Source organism: Flagellimonas lutimaris, from assembly GCF_051494225.1.
Taxonomy (GTDB): domain Bacteria; phylum Bacteroidota; class Bacteroidia; order Flavobacteriales; family Flavobacteriaceae; genus Flagellimonas; species Flagellimonas lutimaris_A.
This window is the reverse complement of the sequence record NZ_JBNPYE010000010.1, coordinates 27,613-53,520: the sequence shown is the minus strand read 5'-3', so window position 1 is coordinate 53,520 and position 25,908 is coordinate 27,613. Positions and strand designations below refer to the sequence as shown.

General features: G+C 40.6%; 26 protein-coding genes and 1 tRNA gene. 1 reads left to right on the top strand and 26 read right to left on the bottom strand.

Annotated features, from left to right (window positions below; all coding sequences use genetic code 11):
* Positions 1-11: 11 nt before the first annotated feature.
* The 15 genes from ACQQ5U_RS16360 to ACQQ5U_RS16290 form a co-directional block, all read right to left on the bottom strand.
* Positions 12-83 (bottom strand) — tRNA-Arg (locus ACQQ5U_RS16360).
* A gap of 111 nt (positions 84-194) precedes the next feature.
* Positions 195-602, bottom strand: coding sequence for a response regulator (locus ACQQ5U_RS16355; RefSeq protein ID WP_437399172.1), 408 nt, complete (start codon positions 600-602; stop codon positions 195-197).
* A 103-nt stretch (positions 603-705) separates the two neighbouring features.
* Complete coding sequence (locus ACQQ5U_RS16350) at positions 706-1,119, bottom strand: DUF6691 family protein (protein ID WP_437399171.1); 414 nt, start codon at positions 1,117-1,119, stop codon at positions 706-708.
* Positions 1,116-1,673, bottom strand: a complete 558-nt coding sequence (locus tag ACQQ5U_RS16345) for a YeeE/YedE family protein (RefSeq protein WP_437399169.1) — start codon at positions 1,671-1,673, stop codon at positions 1,116-1,118. The genes ACQQ5U_RS16350 and ACQQ5U_RS16345 overlap by 4 nt, the downstream gene beginning before the upstream one ends.
* A 60-nt stretch (positions 1,674-1,733) precedes the next feature.
* Positions 1,734-1,937 carry a YgaP family membrane protein gene (locus tag ACQQ5U_RS16340; RefSeq protein ID WP_437399167.1) on the bottom strand — a complete coding sequence of 68 codons (204 nt, stop codon included), beginning with the start codon at positions 1,935-1,937 and terminating at the stop codon, positions 1,734-1,736.
* Between the two features lie 9 nt (positions 1,938-1,946).
* Positions 1,947-2,252 (bottom strand): hypothetical protein, encoded by a 306-nt coding sequence (locus tag ACQQ5U_RS16335; protein ID WP_437399165.1) that lies wholly within the window; start codon positions 2,250-2,252, stop codon positions 1,947-1,949.
* Between the two features lies 1 nt (position 2,253).
* Positions 2,254-5,448 (bottom strand): efflux RND transporter permease subunit, encoded by a 3,195-nt coding sequence (locus ACQQ5U_RS16330; protein WP_437399163.1) that lies wholly within the window; start codon positions 5,446-5,448, stop codon positions 2,254-2,256.
* Between the two features lie 16 nt (positions 5,449-5,464).
* The gene (locus ACQQ5U_RS16325) at positions 5,465-6,553 is read right to left on the bottom strand and encodes an efflux RND transporter periplasmic adaptor subunit (RefSeq protein ID WP_437399161.1); all 1,089 of its coding nucleotides are present in this window, start codon (positions 6,551-6,553) and stop codon (positions 5,465-5,467) included.
* A gap of 7 nt (positions 6,554-6,560) precedes the next feature.
* Complete coding sequence (locus ACQQ5U_RS16320; RefSeq protein ID WP_437399159.1) at positions 6,561-7,865, bottom strand: TolC family protein; 1,305 nt, start codon at positions 7,863-7,865, stop codon at positions 6,561-6,563.
* A gap of 224 nt (positions 7,866-8,089) precedes the next feature.
* Positions 8,090-8,776 carry a DUF2202 domain-containing protein gene (locus tag ACQQ5U_RS16315; RefSeq protein WP_437399157.1) on the bottom strand — a complete coding sequence of 229 codons (687 nt, stop codon included), beginning with the start codon at positions 8,774-8,776 and terminating at the stop codon, positions 8,090-8,092.
* Between the two features lie 135 nt (positions 8,777-8,911).
* Positions 8,912-9,949, bottom strand: coding sequence for a cytochrome d ubiquinol oxidase subunit II (cydB, locus tag ACQQ5U_RS16310; RefSeq protein WP_437399156.1), 1,038 nt, complete (start codon positions 9,947-9,949; stop codon positions 8,912-8,914).
* Positions 9,950-9,954: 5 nt separating this feature from the next.
* Positions 9,955-11,328, bottom strand: a complete 1,374-nt coding sequence (locus tag ACQQ5U_RS16305) for a cytochrome ubiquinol oxidase subunit I (RefSeq protein ID WP_437399155.1) — start codon at positions 11,326-11,328, stop codon at positions 9,955-9,957.
* A 131-nt stretch (positions 11,329-11,459) separates the two neighbouring features.
* A complete protein-coding gene (locus ACQQ5U_RS16300; RefSeq protein ID WP_262696701.1) occupies positions 11,460-11,585 on the bottom strand; it encodes a hypothetical protein in 126 nt (41 codons plus the stop codon).
* Positions 11,586-11,678: 93 nt separating this feature from the next.
* The gene (locus ACQQ5U_RS16295; RefSeq protein WP_437399153.1) at positions 11,679-12,941 is read right to left on the bottom strand and encodes an FAD-dependent oxidoreductase; all 1,263 of its coding nucleotides are present in this window, start codon (positions 12,939-12,941) and stop codon (positions 11,679-11,681) included.
* 172 nt (positions 12,942-13,113) lie between these two features.
* On the bottom strand, positions 13,114-13,320 hold the full coding sequence (locus tag ACQQ5U_RS16290; protein ID WP_437399151.1) for a YgaP family membrane protein: 207 nt from the start codon (positions 13,318-13,320) through the stop codon (positions 13,114-13,116).
* A 250-nt stretch (positions 13,321-13,570) separates the two neighbouring features.
* Here ACQQ5U_RS16290 and ACQQ5U_RS16285 point away from each other — a divergent pair, with 250 nt between their 5' ends.
* A complete protein-coding gene (locus ACQQ5U_RS16285) occupies positions 13,571-14,446 on the top strand; it encodes a sterol desaturase family protein (RefSeq protein ID WP_437399149.1) in 876 nt (291 codons plus the stop codon).
* A 14-nt stretch (positions 14,447-14,460) separates the two neighbouring features.
* Here the strand turns inward: ACQQ5U_RS16285 and ACQQ5U_RS16280 are convergent, their stop codons facing one another.
* The 11 genes from ACQQ5U_RS16280 to ACQQ5U_RS16230 all read right to left on the bottom strand — a co-directional run bounded on the left by ACQQ5U_RS16280 (position 14,461) and on the right by ACQQ5U_RS16230 (position 25,906).
* Entirely contained in the window at positions 14,461-15,459 is a 999-nt protein-coding gene (locus ACQQ5U_RS16280; protein ID WP_437399148.1) for a c-type heme family protein, read from the bottom strand.
* Entirely contained in the window at positions 15,456-15,725 is a 270-nt protein-coding gene (locus ACQQ5U_RS16275) for a heavy-metal-associated domain-containing protein (protein ID WP_437399146.1), read from the bottom strand. Before ACQQ5U_RS16275 ends, ACQQ5U_RS16280 begins: the two co-directional genes overlap by 4 nt.
* 17 nt (positions 15,726-15,742) lie before the next feature.
* The gene (locus ACQQ5U_RS16270) at positions 15,743-16,087 is read right to left on the bottom strand and encodes a rhodanese-like domain-containing protein (protein ID WP_437399145.1); all 345 of its coding nucleotides are present in this window, start codon (positions 16,085-16,087) and stop codon (positions 15,743-15,745) included.
* A 91-nt stretch (positions 16,088-16,178) separates the two neighbouring features.
* Positions 16,179-16,562 carry a rhodanese-like domain-containing protein gene (locus tag ACQQ5U_RS16265; protein ID WP_437399143.1) on the bottom strand — a complete coding sequence of 128 codons (384 nt, stop codon included), beginning with the start codon at positions 16,560-16,562 and terminating at the stop codon, positions 16,179-16,181.
* Between the two features lie 8 nt (positions 16,563-16,570).
* Positions 16,571-17,980, bottom strand: a complete 1,410-nt coding sequence (locus ACQQ5U_RS16260) for an MBL fold metallo-hydrolase (protein ID WP_437399141.1) — start codon at positions 17,978-17,980, stop codon at positions 16,571-16,573.
* 56 nt (positions 17,981-18,036) lie between these two features.
* Positions 18,037-19,770, bottom strand: coding sequence for a SulP family inorganic anion transporter (locus ACQQ5U_RS16255; protein WP_437399140.1), 1,734 nt, complete (start codon positions 19,768-19,770; stop codon positions 18,037-18,039).
* Between the two features lie 63 nt (positions 19,771-19,833).
* Entirely contained in the window at positions 19,834-20,466 is a 633-nt protein-coding gene (locus ACQQ5U_RS16250) for a Crp/Fnr family transcriptional regulator (protein WP_437399139.1), read from the bottom strand.
* 147 nt (positions 20,467-20,613) lie between these two features.
* On the bottom strand, positions 20,614-21,690 hold the full coding sequence (locus ACQQ5U_RS16245) for a phosphoglyceromutase (protein WP_437399138.1): 1,077 nt from the start codon (positions 21,688-21,690) through the stop codon (positions 20,614-20,616).
* On the bottom strand, positions 21,680-23,284 hold the full coding sequence (locus ACQQ5U_RS16240) for a fibronectin type III domain-containing protein (protein ID WP_437399136.1): 1,605 nt from the start codon (positions 23,282-23,284) through the stop codon (positions 21,680-21,682). The genes ACQQ5U_RS16245 and ACQQ5U_RS16240 overlap by 11 nt, the downstream gene beginning before the upstream one ends.
* Positions 23,284-24,654 (bottom strand): (R)-1-hydroxy-2-aminoethylphosphonate ammonia-lyase, encoded by a 1,371-nt coding sequence (pbfA, locus tag ACQQ5U_RS16235; protein WP_437399134.1) that lies wholly within the window; start codon positions 24,652-24,654, stop codon positions 23,284-23,286. The genes ACQQ5U_RS16240 and pbfA overlap by 1 nt, the downstream gene beginning before the upstream one ends.
* A complete protein-coding gene (locus tag ACQQ5U_RS16230; RefSeq protein WP_437399132.1) occupies positions 24,632-25,906 on the bottom strand; it encodes a ComEC/Rec2 family competence protein in 1,275 nt (424 codons plus the stop codon). The genes pbfA and ACQQ5U_RS16230 overlap by 23 nt, the downstream gene beginning before the upstream one ends.
* Between the last annotated feature and the right edge of the window lie 2 nt (positions 25,907-25,908).

Below are 25,908 nucleotides of genomic sequence, written 5' to 3'. Positions count from 1 at the left end.
AAGTCAAAAAGTAGCCCCGGCAAGAATCGAACTTGCATCTAAAGTTTAGGAAACTTCTATTCTATCCATTGAACTACGGGGCCATCGATAAAAATGGACTGCAAAAATAGGTTTTTTTAAAAACTTATCGCAACCGAGTCAGTCAAATTAAAGTGTTTTAAGGTGAAGCCCTTTTAGAAAGAACCTCAGAGCTATTAAACAGTTCGTTTTTTTTCTTCTTCTTTCAGGATTTTCTCCAAATATGAACGAGATAATGGCTTGTCCACATAACCGGCAATCAATCCATGCCTCTTGGCAATGGTTCGGTCTGTGGAGTTGGTAAAGGCAGAAAGAACATATACACTTGGAAGTTCATGCTTTCTGAACAAATTCTGAAGATTTTCCAGAAAATCCCATCCATTCATTCCATCCATTACAAGGTCTAAAAAGATAATGTCGGGCAATCTGTCCTGCTCCTCAATCGAATTAAAACAGGCTTGTATTCCTTCTTCACCGCTGGAACAAGTAACGATATCAAAATCACCATGGGATTGTTGTATGCAGTATCGGGTCGCAAACTGCGACACCAGATCATCGTCTATTATAAACGTAGTAAGCTTCATGTAGGGACTATTACGTAAGTTTTGGGACAACCAAAGCTATAAGCTTGTCGGCAACGAACCATTCATTTTCGTTGTTTTACCCAAATATCCCGTTAAGCCACTCTTAATGCGGTAGTTTGCTCCTTAAAACACCATACAGGAATGCTCCTACTGTGGCCCCAAATAGCACAATTAGGATTGGCCAATATCCTGCACCGGTCAATATGTACATGGGTCCAGGACAAGCCCCGGCCAGGGCCCAACCCAATCCAAAAAGAATACCGCCCAATAGATATCGTGTAAACGTTTTTTCCTTGTTCGGAATGTTTATGGCCTCACCAAAAAAAGATTTCGTTTTAGAACGTTTGATCAATTGGACCAATACGACACCAACGGCCAATGCAGAACCGATGATTCCATACATATGAAAAGAGTCGAACTGGAACATTTCATAAATACGGAACCAAGAAGCGGCCTCTGATTTGTACAATACAATACCTAAAAACGTTCCTGTGATGATATATATAATACTTTTCATGATCCAAAAATTAGGGGAAACAATAAGTGGTTCATAATCAAACCACCGATAAAAAATCCAATTACTGCGATAAGTGAAGGTCGTTGAAGATTACTAAGCCCGGAAATGGCATGACCAGAGGTACAACCTCCTGCATAGCGTGTTCCAAAACCGACCAATACACCTGCGACCAATAAAATAACCCAGACCATTGGCTGTGAGAGCGCCTCCAAACTGAAAAGTTCTGTGGGCAAATAGGCTTTTCCTGCACTTTCAAAGCCTAAACCTTGCAGTTTGGCAACGGTCTCGTCCGTTATGTCCACAGCAGGATTGGGCGATAGCACATGTGCACCCAAAAACCCTCCAAATACAGAACCTAATACGACCAAAAGGTTCCATCTTTTGGATTTTACATCGATTTTAAAATAATCAGTGAATTTTCCGGCACCTCCCATAGAGCAAAAAGTCTCTAAATTGGAGGACATGCCGAATTTTTTTCCCAGTAGGATCAAAACTGCCATTATTATGGCAATAAGTGGCCCCGATACATACCAGGGCCAAGGTTGATATAGCATTTTCTATTTATTTTATTCCAAAATAACGAAAATACCTTTATTAAAAGTCGAAATTTTATGTTAACAACAATTCTCTTTGGATTCCTTAACACCAAACTTTTTCAGGATGTCTTCAAGCAAGCACCACTTGGTAATTGATGATTGCAAAAGATTGGCTCCAACAAAGGCAGTAAACCATAGCCAGTTGATGTTTACATAAATGGCCAAGGCCAAGCTTATCAATATAAAGGTTCCTGCTACTCCTCTTACTATTCTATTTTTCATTTTCAATTTTTAAACAATTCTTTCAATGGGTATTTCTATTGCTCTAATAGGGTTGGTAGTCTTACTCTCTTCGTTAAATTCCTTCAAGAGCTTAAACAATTCCGTTACTTTTTCTTCTTCGGTAAAGGAGAAGAACATATTGGATGCGGCCCCTCCCTTTTCACTGGGAAACCAACTACTAGTGTACATTAAGGGCGCAGCACTTTTATACCCATCAATATCAGATTCACTAAAGCTTTCCACGCCGGCCTTTTTAAATAATTTAAAGACCTGGCCTTTGTATTCTTCAACCGTGGTAACAATGATCATTTTCATTTTACTTGTAATTTTTGCGTTCAATCATATAATAAACCAATGGTACCACCAACAGGGTCAAAACGGTAGACACTATGGTTCCTCCCATAAGTGATATCGCCAATCCCTGGAAAATAGGGTCGAACAAGATCACAAAAGCTCCTATAACAACAGTTCCGGCAGTCAGTAAGATAGGCGTGGTACGAACGGCTCCTGCTTCTATTACTGCTTGCTTTAATGGAATGTCGTCTTTTAGCCTCAAATTGACAAAGTCAATCAGCAGCACCGAGTTCCGTACCATAATACCCGCTAAGGCTATCATACCAATAAAGGATGTTGCCGTAAAGAATGCTCCAAGTAACCAGTGACCTAGCACAATACCGATCAATGAAAGCGGTATGGCCACCATCATCACCATAGGTGCCTTAAAGTTTTGGAACCATCCTACGATCAACATATAAATGATTACGATTACACCCATAAAAGCAATCCCTAGATCACGGAATACTTCTAGGGTAATCTGCCATTCCCCATCCCATTTTACGGTGTAGTCATCTTCAAATTGTGGCTGCTCCATATAAAGCTCATTTATGGAATATCCTTGCGGAAGTTCCAACGCGTTCAGCTTATCGGTCATACCCAAAATGGCATAAACAGGACTTTCCAATTCTCCTGCCATATCCGACATTACATAGACCACCCGTTTTTGATTTTTCCTGTAGATGCTTTTGTCCTTGGTTCCCTCTTTTACCGAAACCAAGTCTCCCACAGAAACCATATTGCCTTGCTGCGATGCTATTTTTAATTGTTTGATTTCATCCAAGGATGATTTGTCCTTTTCACTTATGGAAAGTACAATCCCGATTTGATCAAAGGCCTCTTCGCGATAAATGTGAGATACTGGGTTTCCCCTAAAGGCCATTGCCATCACTTGAACAATTTGCTGGGGAGTAACTCCATACAACATTGCTTTTTCCTTATCCACCACAAAATCATACTCCACTTGATCATCTTCGACCATCCAATCCACATCCACAACATCAGTGGTATTGTTCAAAATACCTTTCACTTTATCAGCAAGTTCCATCTGCTTGTCGTAATCGGGACCATACACTTCGGCTACAATGGTCGACAAAACAGGAGGCCCTGGTGGCACCTCAACAATTTTGATGTTGGCATTGTACTTTTTGCCCAATTCTTGAATCTTGGGTCTTAGCAATTTGGCAATATCGTGGCTCTGCTCACTCCTATCGTGTTTATCTACAAGGTTCACCTGAATATCGGCCATATTGCTTCCGCCACGAAGGTCGTAGTGCCTTACCAATCCATTAAATGTAATGGGAGCCGATGTTCCCACGTAGGTTTGATAATTGACCACTTCTGGACGTGTGGACAGATAGGCTCCTATTTCTTTGGTCACGGCCGATGTCCTTTCCAAGGTTGTTCCCTCTGGAAGGTCCAGCACTATTTGGAACTCGTTCTTGTTATCAAAAGGAAGCATTTTTACCGCTACCGATTTCGTAAAGAACATGGCCACGGAAGCAATCAACAAGAAGAAAGTAATCCCCAAGAACATCCATCTTTTTTTCTTACTCTCTATTAAGGGTTTTTCGAATCGCGCATAAGCTTTATAAATAAACGTGTCTTGGATTTCAACCGGCTGTTTTTCTTTTTTATTCTTTTTGTCTTTCTCTCTAAGGAAGATATATCCCAAATAAGGGGTAATGGTCAAAGCCACGAACAAAGACAACAACATCGCAATCGAAGCCCCTATGGGCATTGGCGACATATATGGCCCCATTAAACCAGATACAAATGCCATGGGCAATACGGATGCAATTACCGTAAACGTAGCCAAAATAGTAGGGTTCCCCACCTCGTTGATAGCGTAAATCGCGGCATCCTTGAATGGCAACCGTTTCATTTTAAAATGCCGGTGCATATTCTCCGCAATAATAATGGAGTCATCCACTACAATACCCGTTACAAAAACCAAGGCAAACAAGGTAATTCGGTTCAAGGTGTAATCCAGCATGTAGTAACTCAGCAAAGTCAATGCAAATGTAATTGGCACGGATAGGAACACCACAAGTCCTCCTCGCCATCCCATGGCCAACATTACCACAAAGGTTACCGCAATGATGGCTCCAATCAAGTGCATCAACAATTCAGATACTTTTTGAGATGCGGTCTGTCCATAGTTACGAGTCACCTCAACCTTAACCTCATCAGGAATTAGGGTTGTTTTTAGGTGATCTACCTTTTCCAATACCACATCGGCAATCTTCATGGCATCAGCTCCTTTTCTTTTGGCGATGGAAATGGTAACTGCAGGATATTCTGAATTATAGGTCTCAGCTTTTTCACTTGCCGCTCCAAAACCAAGAGAAACGTAGTTCTTTGGAAGTTCTGGACCATCCAACACGGTCGCCACCTGTTTCAAATAGATAGGTTGACGTTGTTTGGTGCCCACAATGAGGTTTTCAAGATCTTCCTTGGTTTCCAAGAAATTTCCTGTACTGATATGGAACTCGGTATCATTGGATAGAAAGTTACCGGCATCCATCTGTTGGTTGTTGGCCTTGATCATTTGAGCCACGGCCAACATATCAATTCCAGATTCTGCCATTTTATCCTTATCCACCACAATGCGAAGCTGACGGTTGCGTCCTCCTATTTTTTTGGTGATGGAAACCCCGTTCACTTTTTCAATCTCGTTAATGAGTTCGCCAGAAATCTCCCTTAATTGGAAATCATCGTACTCTTCGCTCCAAAGGGTCAGTGCGAGCATAGGTACATCGTCGATGGCGCGAGTTTTTACAAGAGGCATGGTAACCCCTTCGGGCATCTGATCCATGTGCTTGTTTATTTCATCGTACAAGCGCACCAAAGATCTTTCTATGTCCTCACCTACATAAAACTGCACAATGGCCATTCCTTGCTCTTGCATGGAAGTCGTGTATACATATTCTACGCCTTTAATGTTCGATATAATTTTTTCCAGTGGTTTTGTAATCCTGGATTCCACCTCTCTTGGGCTGGCCCCGGGATATCCCACGAAAATATCTGCCATGGGCACATCTATCTGTGGCTCCTCCTCCCTTGGAATAAGGAAAGAACTGTACACCCCAATGACCATAAATACGATCATAAGGAGCACCGTTAGTTTAGAGCTTATAAACCCTTTGGCTATTTTTCCTGCAAGTCCGTCTTTCATTTTTAGCTTTTTTGGGTTATTGAATGCTTACTTTGGCTCCGTTATACAACTTCCCTTCTGCTGAGACAATATATTGGTCTCCTTTGGACAAGCCGGACAATACTTCTACTTCTTCCCCATAGTTTTCGCCCAAACGCAACCAGCGTAAAAGGGCTACGTTGTCCTGCCCTAAAGTGTAAATGCCGGTCAACTGCCCTTTATGAACCAAGGCTTTGGACGGAACGGTCACAACTGTTTTACCATTGTTCTCTTGGTCCGCCTCCAGCCTAACGGTTGCATACATACCTGACAAAATCTTGGCTTCTGTTTTGTCCAATAAAACTTTCATCAAATATTGTCCACCTGTATTTTGTGCCGAGGCACTCAATTCGGATACTTTTCCAGTAATGATGGTATCCAGCGTCTTCACAAGAATTTGTGCCCTTGTTCCCACCTCAATACTAGAAATGTTGTTTTCAGCAACTTTGGCAACCACTTCAAATCCTCCCGGAGATTCCACGGACACCAAAGGAATACCTGGATTGGCCATATCACCTTCATCAATGTAAGTATTGGTTACCACCCCATTGAAAGGTGCCCTTATGTTGGCATAAGCGAACTGGGAGTTTACTTCGTTCTTCATTTGGTTTGCAGCTTCCAATCTGGCCTTGGCCATTTCGTAGCGCGCGGTCATATCATCCAATTCTTTTTGTGAAGCACTGTTTTCACGGAAAAGGTTCTGGAACCTTTCGTAATCTTTCTTGGCATTGTTGAACGCAACCGTTGCTTCTGTAATGGATGCCTCCACTTGTGCTTTTTTAGCTCGTAGGTCCCCATTATTGATGGAAATAAGGAGGTCTCCCTTTCTTACTTTTTGACCAATCTTAACTGGCAAAGTCTCTACATAACCCATCATTCTGGTACTCAAAGTGGCGCTATTTACAGCTTGTATTTGTCCACTACCCGCCAAAATGATGGAACTATCACCAGTATCCACATCAGCAACAGTGACTAATACAGCTTCTGCAGTGTCCACCGCTTGTTTTTTGTCACTTCCACATCCTGTAAGGGTCAATCCCAATGCTAGGATTAAAGTGAAGCTTTTATATATCGTAATGTTTTTCATCTCGCAATTATTCTTTGGTTAAAAATGTTAATAAGGATTGTGCTTGATTGTATTCAAAAATGGTTTGATAATAGGCCAATTGTTTTTCGGCATATGTAGCTTCCGCCCCCAACAAATCTGTTGTTTTTTCCAAACCTTCCTTAAATCGATTGGTGCGGATCCTCAATGATTCTTCGGATTGCTCCATAGCCAATTTTGAGGTCTCGAGCCTGCTTTTCGCATCCTCGACCATCCGTTTGGTGCGTTGTAGCTCCATAGTACTTTTGGCAACGTACTGTTCGTATTCTTGTTTTGCTTTTTCATAACTGGTCTTGCTCTTTCCTGCTTTGGCAAATCGTTGGGACCCTTTAAAAACATCCCAGCTCAAACTTGCCCCGATTATGTATCCCTTGGCATCCGCCTGAAAAATTTGATCATCGTACATTTCGTAGCTGGCAAAGGCATTCAACCTTGGTAAAAAAGTCATATTGTCCGCCCTCATATTTGCCTTGTAGGCTTCGGAAACCAAATCCATGGCCTTTACATCCGCCCTGTTTTCCAATGAACTTTCTACAGCCTCACCTAAATTTTCGGGCACCAAGTCTTTAGATGGTTCATAGACTACGTTTCCTTGTTCATTCATTAAAAATGATAGATAGTCCGATGCGTTTTGCACATTGCTTTTGGCAGTCTTCAGTTGATCGGAAACCTCGGTCACTCGAACTTTTACTTCCAACAAGTCTGCTTTTTGAAGCAATCCTTGATCATAACTGTTCTGTGCCATGTTCAAGTTGGCATTTGCTGCATCGTAAGCCTTTTGCAATACAGCTACCGCCCGGTGGGCCAATTGTAATTGACCATAGGCCTTTTGTGCTTCAAAATCGAGATAATCCCTTGTCCTCATGGCTTGAAGCTCTTTGGCTTCCATAGTGGTTTTCGCAGCTTTACGTTGATAAAACCCATCCAGATTGATCAAGGGTTGTTCTACCGAAACCTTTGTAGCATAGTTTTCAATCTGATCAGGATTATTCAATAAAGCAGGGTTAAAATCCGCTTGGGTCAAGATTTCCTGATTCAGTTTAGAACCAAAAGCCATCAATGGGTTTGTGGTTGCCATCCCTGTATGGGAAACAGCAATCTGTGGCAAGAAAATGGAATTGGAAAACCTATAGTCGTATTTGGCCATCTTCGCTTCCTGCTCGGACACCTTAATACTTGCATTGGACTCTTGTACCCGCATCAAGACATCCTCCAAGGAAATCTTTACATGATCTTGGGCAAACAATTGTCCCTGTGCATAAAAGAATATTATTAAAACAAATAATCGTTTCATATACGTAATTAATTTGTGCCAAAAATAGATTTGTTAAAATACCCGCACAGTAACTTGTGTTACTGAGAAAATTGCATAAAAGAAAACCTCAATACAGAGAAAACTTTACAAAGTAAACCTGTATTTAGGTACTGAACAATGATGAAAATCAGGGTCTACGCTATAATATCGGTCAGTACCAATTCAACAACATAGACTTTGATTATTCCAATATACTTTTTGGCCTAATTGCACTGTTCGTGCGAACCTTCCAAAATGGCATCAAATTCTTCTTGTGTGAGAAATTGTGGAGTGTAGGTATCTCCAAGATTTTCGATACTCTGTACAAAACTTCTTAAATGATTTCGGGAACCACACTGCAAACTTGAAAACACCTCTGCAATATCCGTATTGGAGGTAGCTTCGATTTGCTCTTTCAAATCTACAATATCCAAATCCTCAATGGTTGCACCTACCGTTAGGGCAGCTACTTCATCAACAACCCCATCCTCTACAAATTTGTCATACCATGCCTGAAGGTCTTCATTTTCGAAGACACCTTCTCCCAATATTTCATATTCAATGTCGTAAGCGTTCAACAATGTTTCCACGGCATCCATGTGGGATTGTTCGCTTTGCATAATGTTTTCAAATTGTACCATGCCCCAGTATTCGTTCAAAAACTTGTAGGTATCCCTTGCAAGTTTCTCCTCCTCCAACATAAACAACAATGCTGCTTCATCTTCATCAACTATTGAAGACCCGTCATCTACGTCATCGTCATTAATATTATCATTGATATCATCATCGATACCGTTTTCAATTTGTGGGTCAACTGAATCATCATTGGAGTCCGAACAACCAAAAATCATCGTGGATACAAACAGCATCAACATAAAAACGGAACCAATTCTTTCAATACGTACTTTCATAACTTTTTTTTCTAAAAGTCATTATTACGCCGATGAACATCAGTAACATTAGTTACCGTATCCTTCACTTTAAACAAAACATTAACTAAAAAGACCCTACATATGCAGGGCCTTGATATTGAATTGATTCAATCTTTAATAACTGGTTTCGTCTAATTTCACTTTTCCCCAGAAAGTTTTGTAGACAAAAATGGTATAGAAGAGTACCAAGGGAGTTCCAATGGCTACAATAATCATCATAATCTGCAAGGATTTTGTAGAAGAGGCAGCATTGTAAATATCAATATTATATTGTGGATCTATGCTGGAGCGCAACAAAACGGGATACAGTTCAACAGCCACCAATACCAACAAAAATGCTATGGTCAATGATGAAAACAGAAAGGCCCATTTATATTTTCGCTTTTCGGCCAGTCTGGGCACATTGGCAATACTGAGAAAAGTAAGTAACGGTATTATAAAAAGTGATGGATTGCTCTTAAAATCGTCTGATAAATGAGGTATATAAATTAAAGTGTAAAGTGTGGTCACAGCAAAGCTGACCATAAAAAAGATCATTCCTCTTTTTAAAAGCAGGGTCAACTTGGCAAATAACCTTCCTTCTGTTTTTAACAAAAGAAAAATAGCTCCATGAGCCATAAAAAGTGACAATGTGGTGAGCCCTGTCATCAATGCATATGGATTCAAAAATTCGAAAAGTACGCCTCCTTCGTATTGATAGTTTTCTCCTATGGCTATTCCCTGTAATACATTACCAAGCACAACACCCAGTAAAAAAGCCAACATTATACTGGAAACACTGTAGCAAACATCCCAAAGCCTACGCCACCAGAGCATTGGCTCCTTACCCCTAAACTCAATGGAAATGGCCCTAAAAATGATGAACAACAAAAACAACATAAAAGGAATATACAAGGACGAAAACATAGTGGCGTACATTACAGGGAATCCTGCAAACAATGCGCCCCCTCCGATCACCAACCAAACCTCGTTGCCATCCCAAACCGGGCCAACGGCATTCAATGCGATTCTACGGCTATTCTCCTTCTTTAGAAAGAGATGCCATGCGCCCGCCCCAAAATCAAAACCATCCAAAATGGCATATCCTGAGAAAAGACCTCCTACTACCAAAAACCACCATGTGGGATAATCCAATCCTAAAAACGTTTCCATAATCCTTATTTCATCATATGAGTTAATGTTCCTCCAAAAGGCGTATCGTCAGTTTCTGATTCTTCATACGGTCCATGTTTGATTTTTTTGTGCAATAGATAAATGAACAAAACAAACAACAAGGCATACACCAAAAAGAACAAAATCAAGGAGAACAAAATCTGGTTCTCTGAAACGGCTTGGGAAAATGCCTGATCAGTCCTCAGAAGTCCATAAACTACCCAGGGTTGCCTTCCCATTTCGGCGGCAAACCAACCTACTTGATTGGCTATTTGAGGTAAAAAAACAACGAAAACAAAAATCCAGAGTAACCATTTCTTATTAAAGAACTTACCTCTCCACATCAAAAAACTCGCAAAAAGAGTCAAAAAGATCAAAGTCATTCCTATAGCCACCATAATGTGATAAAATTGAAAAACCGCATTGATTTGGGAAGGGCGCTCATCTTCGGGAAAGGCATTGAGACCAGTTACCGGTGCTTCAAAATCATAATCCAACAAAAACGATAATCCTCCTGGAACCTTAATACCCGTAACCTTTTGTTTTTCTTTATCTACCCAACCCATAATATACATATCGGCAGGTGCTGATGCCTCAAAATGGCCTTCGAGTGCAGCGAGTTTTGCAGGTTGGTTCTCCGCCACCCCATCTGCAGATTGGTGACCTGTGAACAATTGTCCTAACGAAAATATGGTGGCTACGACCAAGGCAATCTTAAACGCTTTTTTGGAAATTTCCACATACTTTCCCTTAATGAGATAATAGGCATGTACACTCAACACCAAAAAGGCTCCCGCTAAAAAAGCTCCAAGCCATACGTGTGTCAGTCTATCTACACTGGATGGGTTGAACACCATCGCCCAAAAATCGGTAATCTCGGCACGGGCGTCCATCCCCTCTCCCACTATGTGAAATCCTGCTGGGGTCTGTTGCCAACTATTGGCAACTACAATCCAAATAGCAGAAAACATGGAACCTAGAAACACTCCAATGGTAGATACCAAATGTACCCAAGGCTTCACCCTGTTCCAGCCAAACAGCAATATTCCCAGGAATCCACTTTCCAAAGCAAAGGCAAAAATACCTTCGGCGGCCAGAGCACTACCAAATACATCACCTACATAACGGGAATATACGGCCCAGTTGGTACCGAATTCAAATTCCATGACAATACCGGTAACAACGCCGATTCCAAAAGTCAGTGCAAAAATTTTGGTCCAGAAACGGGCCAGTATGTGGTAGGTTTCATTTTTGGTTCGAATATAAATACTTTCAAAAATGACCAATAATAATCCAAGACCTATACTAAGTGGGGGATATATGTAATGAAAAGCAACAGTAAAGGCAAATTGGATCCGAGCAAGTATTTCGGTTTCCATAAGTGATATTTTGTGCTTTCAAAAGTAGCTTTAACGCCAACTTTATTAGGTTACTAAAGTTACAAACAAAATGGATTTAACATAAAAAACATTCTTATGTTAAATCCATCTCTTAAATATGTGGTTAGCGTTTACTTTTTACCACTGTTCATCATGGCCAAAACTGCTACTATCAAAATAACGACCACAAGGGCAAACAGACCTATCATCCAGATACCGTTCTCCCACACTACTAAAGGAATATTCAAGGTTTTCAAAATGTATTGGTTTTTATTTGAACCAAATTTAATCGGAAAACCTCCTTTAAAACATGATATTCCTCAGGATTATAATTTTCTGATTATTTGATTTTAAACGTTTTTACCTTTCATCATTTTGTTCCAATACAAATATGGAAGTCCATATTTTTTTAGCATCCAAAGTCTCCAATGTTCTTTGGCACTATTAAAAACCAGCATGCGTTTTAGTTTAGGGTCTGGAATAAAATTATTGTTGTAATCAAACTCCGCTAGGGTCATTTTGCCAAATCCTGTCACTAGCGGACATGATGAGTAACCATTATAGGAATGGTTCTCAGCAGTTTTTCCACCGAGCAAACTCATAATATTGTCGACCACAATTGGAACTTGCTTACGAACTGCAGCTCCAGTTTTGGCCGTTGGCAAGGCTGCTACATCTCCCAGACCGAACACATTCGAATACTTATTGTGCTGCATGGAAAAATGATCTACATCCAACCATCCGGCATCATTTGCCAGCACAGATTCACGGACAAATTTTGGCGCTGCCTGTGGAGGGGCAATATGCAACATATCAAAAGGCACTTGGATATCCACATCCCCAATCATTTTTTCTCCTAACTCATTATCTTCATTGATAACACATCTGTTCTCTTCGGGTGCGGTATGGCTAAAGTGTACGATCCTGTTTTCAATATCAATCTCTTTGGGAGCATAAAACGGTTTAAAATGGATACCATAACGATCTATTACCCTATTCAAGGTTTCCCTAATTTCCTTTACGCCAAATATCACAGAACCTGGTGTGGCAAAAATTACATTGGTACTGTCCTTAAGTCCCTGTTTTCCAAAATAATCGGCAGCCAAATAGGCTATTTTCTGTGGAGCACCACCACATTTAATAGGTGTAGTGGGCTGGGTGAAAAGTGCATTTCCTTTTTTAAAATTTCGAATCGTTTCCCATGTATGTTCAGGGTCGATGTAATTACTACAGGCCACTCCCTTTTCCAATGCTTCGGGCAGTCCTTTGATCATACTAGGCTCCATTACCAATCCTGTAGCTACTACCAAGTAATCGTAGGTAATATCACCACCGCTTTCCATATCGACCGTATTCTTTTCCGGATCAAAACCGACGGCCTTGTCCTTAATCCAATCCACACCATTGGGCATTACATCTGCCATGGGCTTTTTGGTTTTATCAAAATCATAGGTTCCAGCTCCAACAAGGGTCCATGCAGGTTGGTAGTAATGTGTCTCCGAGGGTTCTATTATAGCTATATCCAGCTTTTTATTTTTCCGCAATAACTGGCCAGCTGTCATAATACCAGCCGTTCCTCCACCAATTATTAAAATTTGATAATGTGACTTCATGTTTGTTTAGTTAAATTCAATTCTTGGTAAAATATTGAGGAAAGTCATAATATCTTGTAACAAAAGTTACATAATTGATAAAACACAGGCTTTTTTATATGAATATTATCATTTTATAATAAAAAAAGCCGCTCTTAGTAGAGCGGCTTCCTTTATCAACCAACCAAAAAACCTAATTCTTGACCTTGCCTGTATTGATCCCAAACAGGGTGTACAAAGGACAAAAACTAACAAAGCTTGTTAAGACAAATATTACTGCCAATGCAAGCAGTACATATGCCAATGTTCCAGTAATCACATTAAAATAATACAATGCTCCAACACCAAGTGCCAAGATAATTCGAATTGTACGGTCTGCACCGCCCATGTTTTTTTTCATAATCGTTAGTTTATGATTCTTAACACAAGTTACCAAAAAGAAACTGATCGTCAGCATCTTATCCATTACGGTTTCTTAAAGAGCATACATCAAAAGTAGTTTTTGGAAATAAAACATATGGTAACCTTGGTTACACTGCCCTCTTTATTTTTAAAGTATATTTAATTTTGATGTATTCTTTTACTTTGAAAAGTCTTTTCCTGTTTAGCGGTAAGTTTCAATGTAATGCACGACTTAAGATTTAATGTTTATGACTGAATATTTTGATGCCCTTGCCAATGGTTTTTTAGGAACTGTGCGCTGGACTTGGAAATCGATTTTGTTTGAAGTTCCCTGGTACTCAAATTACTTTTGGGGCCTTATCATTATCTCCCTTATCGTATGGGGGTTGGAAATCCTGTTCCCGTGGCGCAAAGAGCAATCTATTTTTAGAAAGGATTTTTGGTTGGATGCATTTTACATGTTCTTCAACTTTTTCATTTTTGCCATTGTCATTAGCGGTGTGTACAAATTACTCGGAGTCCTTTTTAAGGATTTGGGGATCACCGCAACAACTTTGACCATTATGGATATTGCACATTGGCCGCAATGGGTTCAATTGCTGGTCTTTTTTGTGGTGTTGGATTTTGTTCAGTGGTTTACCCATGTGCTTTTGCACAAGTACCCGGTACTTTGGCAGTTTCATAAAGTGCATCACAGTGTAAAGGAGATGGGATTTGCCGCCCATTTACGGTTCCATTGGATGGAAAACATTCTTTACAAGCCTTTAAAAACCATAGGTGTTATGGTTCTTGGAGGTTTTGAACCAGAGCAAGCCTACATTGTACATTTTGCGGCCATTGCCATCGGACACTTTAATCATTCCAACATTAAATTGACCTATGGACCACTAAAATATATATTGAACAACCCAGTAATGCACTTGTACCATCATGCTTATACCATTCCAGAGGGTTCATACGGGGTGAATTTTGGGATAAGTCTCAGTATTTGGGATTATATTTTTAAGACCAATTACATTCCCGAAAGCAGTGGTAAAATTAAATTGGGATTCCCTGGTGATGAAAAACTACCTAAAGGGTTTTGGGGACAGTTGGTGTATGGATTTAAGAAACCAAAAAAATAAAGAAGTTCTTTAGTTTAATTGTTTGAAGCATCAAAGACAATGCTCCAAATGCCCCTTACCTCATTAGGACCATATCCTGTTGCTTTATCATCCGGATATAGCTGTGATAAATGGGCCAATACTTCTGGTTCGATTTCTTTTTGCGGAGTTCCATGACAGTTTAAACACATTGTATTGGTGACAATGGGATAATAGAAATACACTTTCCCGTTCTCCTCCTTTAAAATGGGCTCAACAGATGCTCCCGCTGCAACTTTGTTTTTAAAGGTTGTAATATGAGCCAATTCTGTAGCATTGGCTTTATTATTTGGATTTCTAGGCTTGTCGGAAACCCTTTTTATTCGAGCATTGAAATTTGTGGACATACTATCCGTAAGCGGATAGGCTTTTTCATTACAAAAAACAACCGCCTCATCAACACCTTTGTTCTGAATGGTTCCCATGAGGTTTTTACCCAACACTTTTTTTGTTTCCAAAGCATATTTCATTCCCAATTCCTTTGGACTCTTTTCTGGGGATATGACCGTTAGCTTTTTTCCTTTATTGTACAATGAATCGCCCCGTCTGTCCATCCAATGTTCTTTGAACCAATCGGGCTCTTCAATTTGATAATCGTAAATGTACTCGGCTATCTTTTGGATTTCTTCTTCTGGGAATTGCTGGGAAGGCATCAATCCAAATCTTCGCACAGCGCCTCGCATCATGGTGTTTTCTTCTGAAGGTGCTTTCACAAACTCCATGATACCCTTCACAAATGCTTCTTTATCCTTGTAAACATCCAGATAATGTGCTTTTACCGCTACCATAGGTGGACCGATGCGTTGCCCGTTCTCTGGAACCGATGGGTTGTGACATAGGTAACATTTGGTTTCCATCAACTTTTTGCCCGCTTCAGGAGAGTAAGCGCTCAATTGTGCCACCTGTTCAGGGTCACCATCAGTTGTTTTGGGTCCCTCTTTGCAGGAAAGCATCAATAATACAAACAATATGAAAAGGGAAAGTTTTTTCATCATTGTGCCATTTTACCACTTGCACAACTGACAAAGGATTTTGCTTTCTCAACAAAACCGTTTTCATCATCGATAGTGGGGTAACCCAGATTCCTAAGGGTTTCTTTAACTAAGGAAGCATCATCGGCGCTTTGATGATCAAAGCTAACCGATGAGCTATCCTTCTCCACAATCACATCTTTAATTTCTTTTATACCCGAAAGCTTATTGAAAATGGTCTTGGCACATCCCCCACATTTTAGGTTTTGCACCTGTAGTGTTGTTTTCATTTGTAGCTTCCTTCAAATTAATAGGTCCATGTTCTATATCCACCACGGAGATCGTAAACTTTGGTAAAGCCCATATTTACGAGCTTTCTAGCTGCCTTTTGACTTCTGTTTCCAGATTGGCAGTATAGGTATATAGGTTTGTCTTTTTTTAATCTTGAAAAAGCAATTTCAAATGCAGATCCTTGAAAAAAATCTATATTCTTTGCGCCTTTAATATGGCCAGACATAAATTCTCCTTTGGTTCTAACATCAACAAGTTGAACCTTGCCTTTGGTAATTGCCTTTTTATAATCTTCTCTATCTAAGATTTCAACTTCATCGGGAAGTGTTTGCCCTTTGAACAAAAAGCTTAATAATGACATATTCTGTTTTAGTATTTATATAGGGCAAAATACCCAGGATAAAAAGTCTGGTCAGTAACGATGGTTACATAAGAAAAAATAATCCGAAAACTTATTGATTCCTTACCCAATCCATGTAGCCGCCCGAATAATCAAAAATTTTGGTGAAGCCTTCGCGTTCAAGAATTTTTGCTGCATAGGCACTACGCGACCCAACAGCACAATAAAGGTAAACAGGTTTATCTTTATCCAGGGTGTTGATCTGTTGTATAAAAGCCTTTTGTCTGCTCAAATCAAAATTAACGGCATTGTCAATGTGACCAGAATTGTATTCATTTGGTGTTCTTACATCCACCAACTGTACATTCTTACCTACTACTTCTTGTTTTATGAAGCTATTATCAACTTTTGTGATGTTGGTGCTTTCTTGTGATTGACAGGAGGAGACTCCCATCAAAAGTACCAAGCTCAAGGTCAACCTGAGTGTATTCTTCATCACCAACCCTATTTTAAGGTACTTGGACACACATAATCGGTTACGGGCGTTCCAACTTTTTTAATGTCTTCAAACCCACCGGAAACATCGACCAAATTATGGATTCCTCTACTTTTAAGAATGGATGCTGCAACCATACTTCTATATCCACTTTTACAATGGATGTAGAATGTTTCCTCTTCTGGAAATTCGGCGATATGATCGTTAAGATAATCCAAGGGGGTCAAATGCGCATCTACAACGTGCTCTGCGTTGAATTCAGATTCTTTTCTTACATCGAATACTGGAACTCCTTCATCGACCTTTTGCTTAAATTGCTCGGCATTTATATTGACAACAGTGTCTATTTCCTTACCCGCTTCTTTCCAGGCATCAACACCACCTTTCAAATATCCCAAAGTTTTGTCAAAACCAACCCTAGAAAGTCGGGTAACGGTTTCTTCTTCTTTTCCTTTGGGAGTAACCAATAAGATAGGTTGTGCCACATCGGCAATAAGTGCTCCCACCCAAGGTGCAAAACTTCCGTCCAATCCTATGAAAATGGATCTTGGAACGTGTCCTTTTGCAAAATCGTCCTGATGACGAACATCCAGGATAATGGCCCCGGTCTCATTGGCTGCAACTTCAAAAGCATCAGGGCTTAAGGCTTGGGTTCCTCTTTCCAAAACGGTATCAATATCCTCGTAGCCTTCCTTGTTCAATTTTACGTTCAACGGAAAATATTGAGGTGGTGGCAATAGACCTTCGGTAACTTCTTCGATAAATTCCTCTCTGGTCATGTCTGCCCTTAAGGCATAGTTCATCTTTTTCTGATTCCCCAGAGTATCCACAGTTTCTTTCATCATGTTTTTTCCACAAGCAGAACCAGCCCCGTGCGCAGGATAAACAATTACATCATCGGCCAAGGGCATAATTTTTTCACGAAGACTGTCAAATAAGGTTCCTGCCAATTCTTCTTGTGTCATATGGGCGGCCTTTTGTGCCAAATCCGGACGGCCAACATCTCCAAGGAACAAAGTGTCCCCACTGAAAATTGCATGGTCTTTCCCATTTTCATCTTTCAACAAAAAGGTTGAACTTTCCATAGTGTGCCCTGGTGTGTGCAACACTTTTATGGTGATTTTTCCCAATTTGAACTCTTGTCCATCTTCTGCAATAATAGCCTCAAAAGAAGGTTTTGCTGTTGGGCCATATACAATAAATGCCCCTGTTTCTTTGGACAAAGTAACATGTCCACTTACAAAATCTGCATGGAAATGTGTCTCAAAAATGTATTTGATCTTGGCTCCATCTTCCTCGGCTTTTTTAATATAGGGCTTTACTTCCCTTAATGGGTCAATAATCGCCGCTTCCCCTTCACTCTCTATATAATAAGCCCCTTGGGCCAAGCATCCTGTATAAATTTGTTCAATTTTCATGTGATATGGTTTTTACCAAATATAATCTTGTGTTTTCTAATGTTCTGTGACTTAAGTTACAAACTCTTTTTCTGTGATTGCAAAGACACCTTTTTTTGAATCGTACTTCGTTCTTGATGATTCGTGCAACATTCAACGGCGTCAATAGTTTGTACAAATAGGTTTTCTTCTCCTAATATTTCGATTATTCCGCTTGAATAAAGGATGTCCCTTGTAGGGCCAATGGCCCCTGCTATCAAAAACTGGATATTCTTTTCCCGGAGCTCCAAAATTATCCGTTCCAACAATACTGTAGCACTACTATCAATATAATTTATGGCTTCGGCATTAAGGATCACAAACTTTAGCTTAGTACCTTTTTTTCCTACTTCTTGATAAAGCTGTTTTTTAAAATAGTCTTTGTTCCCAAAATAAAGCTGTGCATCGAAACGAAGAATCAACATATCGTCGTAAACTTCTACGTCTTCCGAAAAACGGGTGATATTCTTAAAATAATCTGTTCCTTTTATCCTGCCCAAAATGGCAACATGGGGTTTGGAGATACGATAGACCAACAATAACAATGAAATCAATACCCCTAAAATAATACCCTCGATCAAACCAATGGAAAGGGTCATCACAAAGGTTGCTATTAACAACAGGAACTCATCCTTTCTATTTTTCCATAGAAACAATGGGTATTTGATATCGATCAAACCAAAAACGGATACAATGATGATTCCTCCCAATGCCAAGGTAGGAAGGTTATGAAACAAAGGGGTAAGAAACAACAATATAGCTGCAATGACCAACGTGCTAAAAACAAGCGACATGCTAGTTTTTGCGCCGGCCTCATCGTTAACGGCACTCCTTGAAAATCCACCAGAGACCGAGAACGATTGGAAGAATGAACCCAAGATATTGGACAATCCCAAGGCACGTAGCTCCTGATTGGCATCTAGTTCGTATTCCGGATGTTTTTCTTCCAAAGTTTTGGCAATGGAGATGGATTCCATGAACCCGAACAAGGCAACGGTAAGTGCAATGGGAAGAAATTTACCAATTTCATCCCATTGCCCAATGGGCAATTCAAATTTGGGAAGTCCTTGTGGAATTTCACCTACAACATGGATTCCTTTACCTTCAAGGCCGAACAACACTACACCCAATATTCCCAGAACCACGATCAATAGAGGAATGGGCAATTTTTTGCTGATTTTTTTTAAACCGATGATGAGCAGGATTACCAAAACCCCCAGAACAAATGTCAAAAGATGAACATGATTCAAACTTTTAAAAATACTCCCTAGCAGTACGTATATTTTTCCAGATTGTGGCAATTCAATCCCAAGTATATGCTTTAATTGCCCCAGTCCAATCAATATAGCCGCCGCAGAAGTAAAGCCATTAATTACCGGTTTGGACAAAAAGTTTACAAAGGCCCCCATTTTAAGGAACCCGAAAAGCAATTGAACCAATCCTATGAGTAAGGTTAGGAATATAACCGCTGAGATATAGGCTCCCTCTCCCGATAGTTGCATAGCTCCAATTCCTGCTGCTACCAACAAAGAGTCCATGGCAACAGGTCCAACCGCCAATTGCCTTGATGTTCCCGTAATGGCATAAACAAATTGGGGCACCAATGCTGCATACAGCCCATAAATGGGAGGCATACCTGCAATCATGGCGTAGGCCATACCTTGAGGAACCAGCATAATTCCTACAGTAATACCTGCAATTAAATCGCCATAGAGCAATGAGCGATTATAGGTGCTTATCCACGTTAAAAAAGGAAAAATCCTTTTGAGCATGCGATTGGTTTTATGCAAAAATAGGTTGCCTAAAGGCAAACAACAGTAACAAAGGGTACAAACTTAAAGATCTATGACATGAATATAATTTCTATGGAGCACAAGTTTTTTCATTTTTTCCAGTTTTTTGAGTAATCTGGAAACCACCACCCTTGAGGTATGCAAATCATAGGCAATCTCTTGATGTGTGCTTTTTATGCGATTATCCTTGGTTACCTCAACCTTCTTTTTGAGATAATCCATAAGTCGCTGATCTAAATTTTTAAAGGCAATACTATCAACGGTCTGAAGCAGTTCGTTCAAGCGATTTTGATAACTATCAAAAACATAATTACGCCACCCTTTGTACTTGGCCATCCATTCTTCCATTTTCTGAACGGGGACCATAATAAGTTTGGTCTCCGTCTCAGTAATGGCTCTAATTTCACTTTTTGTATGTCCCATACAGCATGCCATGGTTACCGAACAAGTTTCGCCCTGTTCCAAATAGTACAAAAGCAGCTCATCACCCTCTTCATCTTCCCGAAGTACTTTTATGGCCCCGGACAACATCAATGGTATGCTTCTGATATACTGTCCAATGTCCATTATGGTTTCGCCCGCAGGGACTTCCATTAATTTACCCTCTGCAAGTATCTCATCGATAAGGGGTTGTTCAAAATAGTTGCTGAATGTTCCTAAAAGCTCTTCTTCCATATAGTTAAAAATACACTGCCCTAAGGTAACTATTTTGGCAAAAACAGCGGCTATTAATCAATTGCCTTAAAAGAAAGACCCGTACACTTGGTACGGGTCTCTTGCGGATTAACGCAAACTAATAAACTGAATCAAACCTACTTAAACTTATAATTTTATGGGTTCCCCCTTTATTTCTTTCAAAATAGGCATTCCCAACAATTTTAAAATTGTGGGTGCAAATTGGTTGGAATACAATTGTTCCTGTTGACGAACCTCGCCCAAAGCCTTTACATTTTTTCCAAAAGCTACCATCCAAACCTGACCTGCGCCTTTTATGTTACTTCCATGACTTCTCCAAGTATCTAAAGGTTGTGTCCCCCTACCATGATCGGTGGTGATTATGAAAACGGTTTGACCCTTATAAAAATCATCCTGTTGGGTAAATTCCCAAATCTCTTTGATAAGAGAATCCGTGTTATGGGCCGATTTTAAATACGCCTGATAATCCCCATCGTGGGCAAAATCATCGGTTTCTCCGTAAGAAATATAAACAAGCTTCGGATGTTCTTTTTTCATATGCTCCAAAGCATAATGATGGGTAAAGGCATCCAACCGAACCGAACCCCATGGACTTGGTATCTGTTCCTGAAGCTGGTTCAAGAATTTTTCCCTTTCGTTCAAATTTCCTGTAGCGGCTTCAAAACCCGCATTTACCGGAACGCCAGAACGCTCTTCGTTGATGATGTATGGAAACACATCCCAACTGCCAAAGGCACCTACTTTTCCTTTGCCTTGGGGGGTATTGTTGTATCGTTCCAGAATCGTAGTATTGGGGTTTGGTATTTTATCATTGCTAGTGATACGTTCGTCATCCGAGGCTCCTGTCAAAATTTCGTTGTAGCCTGGGTAGGAAAACCACATGGAGTTGGTCAAGTTTACCTTACTGCCCGACTTTCGATTTCCATGAATCTGACCCATCTTTTCCACTTGATTCCATATAAATGGCAATAGTGTTTCTCTTCTTGCTGCTGGTGTTTCCCTCCAAAAAGCCTTTTTCAACATATTGACATTGTGGACATAATCCTTGTTGCCAATTAAAAGGGAGTCCGCTCCCGTGAACAGTTCCTGCCAGCGAAAACCATCCAAAGTGATCAATATCACCTTGGTGTCTTCTTCGTTTTGCGCATTGATATTAAACATTGCTGCAAGGGCAGCCATCAAAAGAATAATTTTATTTTTCATTTTCCTGTGGTGTTTTAAATGATGCTATTTCGGACCAATCGCTCCAATTGAGGTTTTGGTCACGGTATCGAACCTTCCAATAATAGGTAGTGTTGGGTTTTAATCGTTTGGTCTTTTCATCGGTCAAATCGTCTTCTTTTTGACGGTTTTCCTTGTAATACCAGTTTTCAAACTGTTTCCAACTGTCCAAGGCCAAATTGTCAAAATCGGGCGACTCGGAAACTTGCCAATGTGCTGCGGCATGGAAAGCACCGCTCAGCGGACTTGAAAATTCTCCAGCTTTCAGCATTGCGAATTCTTCATTCACCATCTCATTATTTATTGGAGAAACCACTTTGGGGGCATTAGGCTTTTTATCCAATCGCCAAATGGTAATACTATCTCGAAGTTCGTTGTTTCTCTCCTTAATGTTGTTTCCTTGACTTATTCTTTTGATGGTGAATTTGGGATCATCTCGGTTTCCATCAACTTCCACCATTACAAAACCATATTCGTCCTGGGTAACGGTGAACTCATCGTAATCACGTCCTTCGAACTCACCCCAATTGTCTATGGCACCACCTGCGGAGGCCACATTGATCCATAAATGTTTGTGATCTCTGGACTGTCCTCGGGAATAACCGTGTGTATGTCCAAAAAAATGAATGCTCGGCTTTCCTGTTTTGGTGGAGAACGCTTCGAGCATTTTCACCACTTTTCCTGTTGATTCTTCTTCACCGGGTATCCAAAGTTCGGATTTGTGTGGGTGATGCAATTGCGCAAAAACAAAATCAATATCATCGTTCCTTTCTGTATCGGCCAATACTTTTTCCAGCCATTCATATTGTTCCCGAAGATCACGGTAGCCTTCGTTGGAATTCAACCCAATAATTCGCGTATTGCCATAGTCCTTGTACCACCAATGTTCGGCGTAAGCAGGGGTTCCATTTTCGGGAAGGCTGAAATATTTAAAATAGAAAACGGAATTCCGTTCATGGTTCCCCAAAACGGGATATACAGGTACCTCAGCAAATAATTTTTGGGCTGGATCAAAGAAATGTTCCTTCCATTGGTAATATTTACTTCCACTCTGAACCAAATCCCCAGGTATCATGACCATAGCTAAATTATCGGGCAGTTTACCTCCGTGTTCTTTTTCGAGATATTGAAGCACTCCCTGATTCACGATTTCCGAAAACTTGTTCGGATGCTGGCTATCGTATTGCATATCGCTCATGGCAACAATATTGAACGATTCCTGATCACTGGAAAAGGGAGGGGTCTTGAACTGATAGATATCGGATTTGGCCTTGCCCGTTTTTACCCGATAATAGTATTCCGTAAAACGTTTTAGGCCTTCCAATTTTACGGTATGCACCCTGGAATCCGAGAAATTGATGTCGCAGGCCTTTCCAGATGTTTTTTTGCCCAATTTCTCGGTAGTTCCCCATTCTACAATACTTTTTTCGCCGCTAGTGGTTTCCCACATAATCACAATGGAATTGGGTTCGGCATCCTGAAGATAAGGCTGTACCAAAATTTGGGGTTCGGTTTGTGCAGTTACTTGCATCAAACCCATACAAAACACAATAAGGAGTTGCGTGATTTTTTTCATTAGGCTATGGCATTGGTTTTTAGAAAAGCCTCATTTAAAATTTCCACGGCTTTTTCAAGTTCTTCTCTGGTTATGGTCAATGGGGGTGATAGTTGGAGTACATTTCCTTTGGAAACTTTAAAACTCAACCCCTGTTTTAAGCATTCGTACATGATTTCCTCGGCCTCGGCTGTAGCTTTTTCTTTGGTGGTTCTATCGGTTACCAATTCGATTCCCCATAAAAGCCCAACTCCGCGCACATCTCCGATCAAAGAATATTTTCGGTGCATTTTGTAAAGGGCTTTCTTCATGAATTTTTGATCTTCCTTTACTTTCTGCAAGAGGTTTTCTTCTTCCAAAACTTCCAAAAGGGTCAATCCCGCCATAGACCCCAACGGACTTTTCTCGTGGGTGTAATGCCCAAGGGAAATATGCCCAAATTTGTTGTACTCTTCTCGGGTAACAATGGCGGCTTGCGGAATTATTCCTCCTCCGAGGCCTTTTCCCAAACAAAGAATGTCCGGTTCAATGCCAAACAGTTCGTAAGCGAACATAGTGCCCGTTCTTCCGAAAGCGATTGGGATTTCATCTAAAATAAGTAAAACACCATGTTTGTTACAGAGTCCCCGTGCTCCTTTCCAGAACTTTTCCGAGGGAATCTGCACATCGGTATTGCGGATAGTCTCTGCCAAAAAAGCTCCAATTTGTTGGTCTTTTTCCAAAACATACTCTAAATATTCCAGGGCTTTGTCCTCATTCCCTTCAAAAATACCACGATAGGTAATTGGAGGTGGAATTCGTTCCACACCAGGCATCAAAGGTCCCATATGTTCTTGAAAAGCCGATTCTCCGCCTACACTAATAGCATCCAAAGAGGCTCCATGAAACGAATCCCAAAAGGAGACTACCTTGTGCTTACCTGTTACGGCCCTGGCCAATTTTAAGGCAATGCCGATTGCTGAGCTTCCATTTGGTGTTAATAGAATTCTATTGAGCCCTTCGGGAGTATAGGAAGTTAATTTCTCCGCAAATTGAACCGCCGTTTCATTGGCATATCTTCTGGTGGAAAAAGTTAAGTTTTGAAGTTGCTCCGTTAATCTTGAAATCAATTTTGGATGGGAAAACCCGATTTGATGCACATTGTTTCCATGAAAATCCAGATACTTTTTTCCAGAGACACTTTCAATGTGCGATCCTTCACAATTTTGAAGTACGTCCAAACAAGGGGTGGACATGGATTGATGCATAAAATACTTGGCATCCTTTTCCAGTAGCTCCCTGGTCTCTTCGCTCACTTCGTCCTGCAACCATTCCCCCCGAGCAGGAGTTAGATTGATATCGCCTTCCACAACAGACCCTGAGTTGTGCTTATCGCGTTTTGTATGGTCCATGCTTACTTATTATTTCTCGCTCTTCGGATGTATCGTCCAACACATAAACATCATATGTGTCGCCGTTATCATAAACCCGAACAACAATATGTCCGTTTTGACTTTTATATTGATTCAACCTACCACCAATCACATCTTTGGTGCCTTGCAGCATAATGGTCGAAAAAATATCCCGGTCGCCGGGGTAAAGCTTTTTTGATGTTATTCTTCTCAGCACCTCTTCCCCTGGATGGTCGGCCGTCCAGTTTTGCTGAATCCATACTTTAGGACGAATTGTCCGCACATAAAATGGATTCTGTGAATCCCGATTGCCATGATGATTCAAAGTTGCTACATCCACCGGACCAACAACTGGGGCTACGTGGGATTCCAAGGCATCAATATCGGTCTGTCCAAACCCATTAATGCCTGCAATATCTCCTCCCGTGTAATAGTTGAACTTTCCAAAATCAATTCGGATAGCATTGCTCAGAGGGTTTTCTCCCGGATACTCCCCTTCTTTAAAAAGTGGGTAAAACGAATTGTCGTAACCTGTCCAAATATTCCCATTGGAGGCTATATTTTGAACAGAAAACTTGGGATAATCCTTTGGGTGATGTTTTAATTCAATTTGATTGTTACTTCCCACCTGTAAGGCTTCATTTTCCAAACCCACTTTTTCCGATTGATATGCAATGAAATTCCAATACTCCTTCAAGGTAGGAATCATTCCGTAGGCATCCCTAGAAAATCGTTCTTGGGACTGCACTTCTTTATCTTTCAAATTGATTGGATAATTAAATCCACGATCAATCAATTTTTTAATGGGAATCAAGGTTCCGACTTCCATAATCCCCGTTAGCTTATACCCTCCGGGAGCAATCTTGCGCAAGGAATCCAGCTCTCCAAAGTGATCATCGTGGTAATGGGTGATCAGGGCATAATCCAATCGACGCTCCTGCTTTTCGGGCAAGAATTGATGTATATAATCTACAATCCATTGGGGAGCGGTTTTGGACCTGTTGGGAACCAACTTTGCGTTTCTTCTCGATGTTGTCCTCGGATGGGTTTCTGACATATCACCTGCATCCACCAACATGGTTGTTCCATCGGGGAATACCATAAAAGCCGCATCGCCCCTACCCGTGTTAATGTGGTGTATATCCAAAAATCCGGGTTGCCATTTGGGTAGTTTCCGGTCTTGCCCATTAACGATTTGCATCATCAAAAAGATGAGGAAGAAAAGACCAAGTTTTTTGAGGTTGAAATACATAC

Coding starts and splice junctions, on each gene's coding strand:
- ACQQ5U_RS16275 (WP_437399146.1), bottom strand. CDS start 15,725: ATGAAAACAACACTACAGGTGCAAAACCTAAAATGTGGGGGATGTGCC.
- ACQQ5U_RS16325 (WP_437399161.1), bottom strand. CDS start 6,553: ATGAAAAACATTACGATATATAAAAGCTTCACTTTAATCCTAGCATTG.
- ACQQ5U_RS16345 (WP_437399169.1), bottom strand. CDS start 1,673: ATGCTATATCAACCTTGGCCCTGGTATGTATCGGGGCCACTTATTGCC.
- ACQQ5U_RS16355 (WP_437399172.1), bottom strand. CDS start 602: ATGAAGCTTACTACGTTTATAATAGACGATGATCTGGTGTCGCAGTTT.
- ACQQ5U_RS16260 (WP_437399141.1), bottom strand. CDS start 17,980: ATGAAAATTGAACAAATTTATACAGGATGCTTGGCCCAAGGGGCTTAT.
- ACQQ5U_RS16270 (WP_437399145.1), bottom strand. CDS start 16,087: ATGTCATTATTAAGCTTTTTGTTCAAAGGGCAAACACTTCCCGATGAA.
- ACQQ5U_RS16320 (WP_437399159.1), bottom strand. CDS start 7,865: ATGAAACGATTATTTGTTTTAATAATATTCTTTTATGCACAGGGACAA.
- ACQQ5U_RS16240 (WP_437399136.1), bottom strand. CDS start 23,284: ATGAAAAAAATCACGCAACTCCTTATTGTGTTTTGTATGGGTTTGATG.
- ACQQ5U_RS16350 (WP_437399171.1), bottom strand. CDS start 1,119: ATGAAAAGTATTATATATATCATCACAGGAACGTTTTTAGGTATTGTA.
- ACQQ5U_RS16290 (WP_437399151.1), bottom strand. CDS start 13,320: ATGAAAAAAAACATGGGCGGTGCAGACCGTACAATTCGAATTATCTTG.
- ACQQ5U_RS16315 (WP_437399157.1), bottom strand. CDS start 8,776: ATGAAAGTACGTATTGAAAGAATTGGTTCCGTTTTTATGTTGATGCTG.
- ACQQ5U_RS16335 (WP_437399165.1), bottom strand. CDS start 2,252: ATGAAAATGATCATTGTTACCACGGTTGAAGAATACAAAGGCCAGGTC.
- ACQQ5U_RS16265 (WP_437399143.1), bottom strand. CDS start 16,562: ATGAAGAATACACTCAGGTTGACCTTGAGCTTGGTACTTTTGATGGGA.
- pbfA (WP_437399134.1), bottom strand. CDS start 24,654: ATGGACCATACAAAACGCGATAAGCACAACTCAGGGTCTGTTGTGGAA.
- ACQQ5U_RS16295 (WP_437399153.1), bottom strand. CDS start 12,941: ATGAAGTCACATTATCAAATTTTAATAATTGGTGGAGGAACGGCTGGT.
- ACQQ5U_RS16285 (WP_437399149.1), top strand. CDS start 13,571: ATGACTGAATATTTTGATGCCCTTGCCAATGGTTTTTTAGGAACTGTG.
- ACQQ5U_RS16340 (WP_437399167.1), bottom strand. CDS start 1,937: ATGAAAAATAGAATAGTAAGAGGAGTAGCAGGAACCTTTATATTGATA.
- ACQQ5U_RS16305 (WP_437399155.1), bottom strand. CDS start 11,328: ATGGAAACCGAAATACTTGCTCGGATCCAATTTGCCTTTACTGTTGCT.
- ACQQ5U_RS16280 (WP_437399148.1), bottom strand. CDS start 15,459: ATGATGAAAAAACTTTCCCTTTTCATATTGTTTGTATTATTGATGCTT.
- ACQQ5U_RS16250 (WP_437399139.1), bottom strand. CDS start 20,466: ATGGAAGAAGAGCTTTTAGGAACATTCAGCAACTATTTTGAACAACCC.
- cydB (WP_437399156.1), bottom strand. CDS start 9,949: ATGGAAACGTTTTTAGGATTGGATTATCCCACATGGTGGTTTTTGGTA.
- ACQQ5U_RS16255 (WP_437399140.1), bottom strand. CDS start 19,770: ATGCTCAAAAGGATTTTTCCTTTTTTAACGTGGATAAGCACCTATAAT.
- ACQQ5U_RS16245 (WP_437399138.1), bottom strand. CDS start 21,690: ATGAAAAATAAAATTATTCTTTTGATGGCTGCCCTTGCAGCAATGTTT.
- ACQQ5U_RS16330 (WP_437399163.1), bottom strand. CDS start 5,448: ATGAAAGACGGACTTGCAGGAAAAATAGCCAAAGGGTTTATAAGCTCT.
- ACQQ5U_RS16230 (WP_437399132.1), bottom strand. CDS start 25,906: ATGTATTTCAACCTCAAAAAACTTGGTCTTTTCTTCCTCATCTTTTTG.